The 3,284-nt window shown below is 66.8% G+C and carries 2 protein-coding genes; one reads left to right on the forward strand and one right to left on the reverse strand.

Annotated features, from left to right (window positions below; translation table 11 throughout):
- The coding region (locus tag NA11_RS43515; RefSeq protein WP_084655604.1) for an alpha/beta fold hydrolase at nucleotides 1-760 on the reverse strand (760 nt) is incomplete at its 3' end.
- Nucleotides 761-1,115: 355 nt separating this feature from the next.
- Here NA11_RS43515 and NA11_RS43520 point away from each other — a divergent pair.
- Nucleotides 1,116-1,943 (forward strand): helix-turn-helix domain-containing protein, encoded by an 828-nt coding sequence (locus NA11_RS43520; protein ID WP_245746593.1) that lies wholly within the window; start codon nucleotides 1,116-1,118, stop codon nucleotides 1,941-1,943.
- The last annotated feature ends 1,341 nt before the right edge of the window (nucleotides 1,944-3,284 follow it).

Below are 3,284 nucleotides of genomic sequence, written 5' to 3' on the forward strand. Positions count from 1 at the left end.
ACAGCATCTCGACTTTCGCGCCGGGCACGGCAAGGTATTCGGCGGCGGACGACGGTCGCCAGCGCCGATCGTCTGCGCCGAACAGCACCAGCAGTGGTGTGTCGAGAACTGCTAACCGCTCCGGGAGCGGCTGCTGTTCGAGATACGCGGTGGAAGCCTGCATCGCGGCGGCGAATGCGTGAAACGGCATACCGCGCACGTCATCGATGAGCTGCTGAGGAATCTGGTAGCCCGCGCGGCTGAACGCGGAATTCATTGCCGCACGGAGCTGATCGTCGGTCAGGTTCGGCCACTGCTCGGGTTCGATAGCCAACTGCGGCGCGATGAACGCATCCAAACGAGGGCCGGTATTGATGAGTACCAGCGCACACACCCGGTCGGGCCGTTGCTCGGCAACAGCCGTGGCAACGGAACCTCCGGTGGAGTGGCCGACAATGACGGCCCGCTCGACACCGAGCTGATCCAACGCCGCACCGACTCGGCTCGCCTGCTCCGTGATCTCGTAGCCGCCGCCCGCGGGCTTGGCCGACCGACCGTGCCCGAGAAGGTCGATCCGGATGACGCGATGTTTCCCGATCAGCAACGGAACCAGCGGGTCCCACGAGTGGGTCGACGTGGCAAACCCATGGATGAGCAGCAGTGCCGAGGTAGTACGTGGCCCGTCCTGTCTGATGTGGATGTCGCCACCGTCCAAGGACAACATCGAATCCTCGGTAGTCCCAGTGTCTTTCACGCCCAGCTCCGCATCCCGAATAGTCATTGATCCACTGTCCCCGACGATGCACCCCGCCGGCTTGTACAAATGTTCCCTCGACCGACCGCCTGCGGCCTGAGGAGGCGACGGCCTCGCGGGACGTCGGAGAACACGGCCCCCACACGGTCTCACGTAACGCCGAAGCGTACTGGCGGCGTAGCCGAGGATGCCGGTGTCGGTGCGGCCGACCGCGTCGTCGCCGCGCCGGTCGCACCAGCCTGGCCGTCCGTCATTGTCGATGACAACAAGTTCGGCGTGCTCGGCGATCCAGGCGGCGATCCGGCCCGGATGCGTCCGACTGAGGCTTCGACGCAGGCCCTAGCATGGAAGTATGCGGCCGTTTGCGCAGGACCGTGCTGCTATGTCGATGTGGGACATCGCTTCTCCGGCGTGGCCGAGCCGCGTGCCTGGCGTCACGATGGCCGGGTTCCGTGATCGGGGTGTGGCGCCGATCGACCAGCTGCTGGTCCCGCATCCTGCCTTGACGCTGGTGCTCGACTTCGGTGCAGGCCAGCCGATCGTTGATGACGCGGCCGGGCGGCAGTATCGAGGAAGTATGGTCGCCGGGCTCGGACTCGGCGGCGCGGTCCGAGGGCGCGGCGAGAACATCCAGTGCGTGCAGATCCGCCTGTCACCCGTTGTCGCACAAGCGATTCTGGGTGTCGGCCCGGCGGATCTGGAAGGAACCGTCGTGACACTCGACGACCTGTGGGGCCGCGAGGCGGCACGAATCCGCGAGCAGCTGAGCGCCGCAACCTCGTGGGCGGACCGTTTCGAGCTGGCGGACACGTTGCTCGCCCGCCGATACGCAGCGGGATCGTCGATCGACGCAACGGTGGCCTGGGCTTGGCATCGTATTGTCGCCACCCGCGGCATCATCCGCATCGACCAGCTGGCCACCGAACTCGGCTGGAGCCGCAAACGCCTGTGGTCCCGATTCCACGCACAGATCGGCCAACCCCCCAAGCCCGCCGCCAGATTGGTCCGCTTCGATCGCGCCGCCCACCGCCTGGTCGCCGGCCACCACCCAGCCAGAGTCGCCGCCGACGCCGGCTACACCGACCAATCCCACCTACACCGAGATGTCATGGCCTTCACCGGCATAACCCCCACCGCCGTCGCCACCGAACCATTCCTGACCATCGACGACCTCGCATGGCCAACCGCCACCCAAGCCGCCCGCACCTGACCGACCCAACGGTCGATGACGTCCTGCCCGTCGCGTGCCGCGCCAACTACCCCGCGGCACTGGCCAAACGAGGCGACGCGATGACGACCAGTTGCGGCTGATGTGGTGCGCGGCGGGCATTGCTCTTGCCGGGCGTGACTGCTTGGCTGCGGTGAGTTCATCGAGGAGGTCGCTCGCAGCGCTGTCTTCTCTCGGCGCGCACATCGACGACACCCGCCTTCCACTTGGTTGCCGCCGCCGTGGCGGGCCTCATCGACGAGGTCGCTCGCAACGCGGTCTTCGCACGCCACGCACGTCGATGACACCCACCCAACTAAGCGGCCGCCGCCGCGGCGGGTTTTGTCGAGGATGTCGCTCACAACCCGGTCTTCGCTCGGCGCGAACACCGACGACACACACCCGCCAGGCGCCCACACTGGATCGCATGATGCGAAAACTTCTCCAGGCGCTGCGAAGACTCTTGGGTGGCAAGGTAACCGGCGGCGGTGGCCGCCCCGGCTCTGAAGATGGCGGCAGCGCGGGCGTCCGCGAACCCCGCCGCCCCCTACCTCCCGACACCCACCTGGGCGCCACCCGCCACCCCGACCCAGACCCCCAAACCGTCAACCTCCCCGACCCCCGCCAATAACCAGCCTCCCCGCCCAAACCCAAACCCTTACTGGCTTACTGGTTCGCCCGCTTACTGGTTCGCCCGCTTACTGGTTCGCCCGCTTACTGGTTCGCCCGCTTACTGGTTCGCCCGCTTACTGGTTCGCCCGCTTACTGGTTCGCCCGCTTACTGGTTCGCCCGCTTACTGGTTCGCCCGCTTACTGGTTCGCCCGCTTACTGGTTCGCCCGCTTACTGGTTCGCCCGCTTACTGGTTCGCCCGCTCACCCGCTCACCCGCTTACTGGTTCGCCCGCTCACCCGCTCACCCGCTCACCCGCTCACCCGCTCACCCGCTCACCCGCTCACCCGCTCACCCGCTCACCCGCTCACCCGCTCACTGTCGACCACCGCGCATAGCCAACTCAACCCAAATGTCAAGCCCCACAATTGATCCACGGCACGACCTCTTGCCGCTCATCCTCCGCTGAGCGAGACATCACGCCGCCCAACGCGCTGCGCCCACTCAATGCCGTATGCCTCCACGCGCCGTCTGGAGTTGGTCGCCTGATCACGTGGCACTGGTGGCGGCATCGCCCGAGTAGCCCCCGCCACCAGTGCCCCTTCGACCAGAAACCACCCCCCGTGCGTCCACATCCCGGGATCACGAGTCTCCCCGAGGCCGGTGCGTGTGGCTAGCCGTGCCTCAACACCTACATCCACGCCCCTTCTGCGCATCTGCACCGGTTCTGGAG

Source organism: Nocardia altamirensis NBRC 108246 (assembly GCF_001612685.1).
GTDB lineage: Bacteria > Actinomycetota > Actinomycetes > Mycobacteriales > Mycobacteriaceae > Nocardia > Nocardia altamirensis.

Excerpts from the sequence above, each read along its gene's own strand:
- NA11_RS43520 (WP_245746593.1), top strand. The coding sequence starts at position 1,116 with ATGTCGATGTGGGACATCGCTTCTCCGGCGTGGCCGAGCCGCGTGCCT.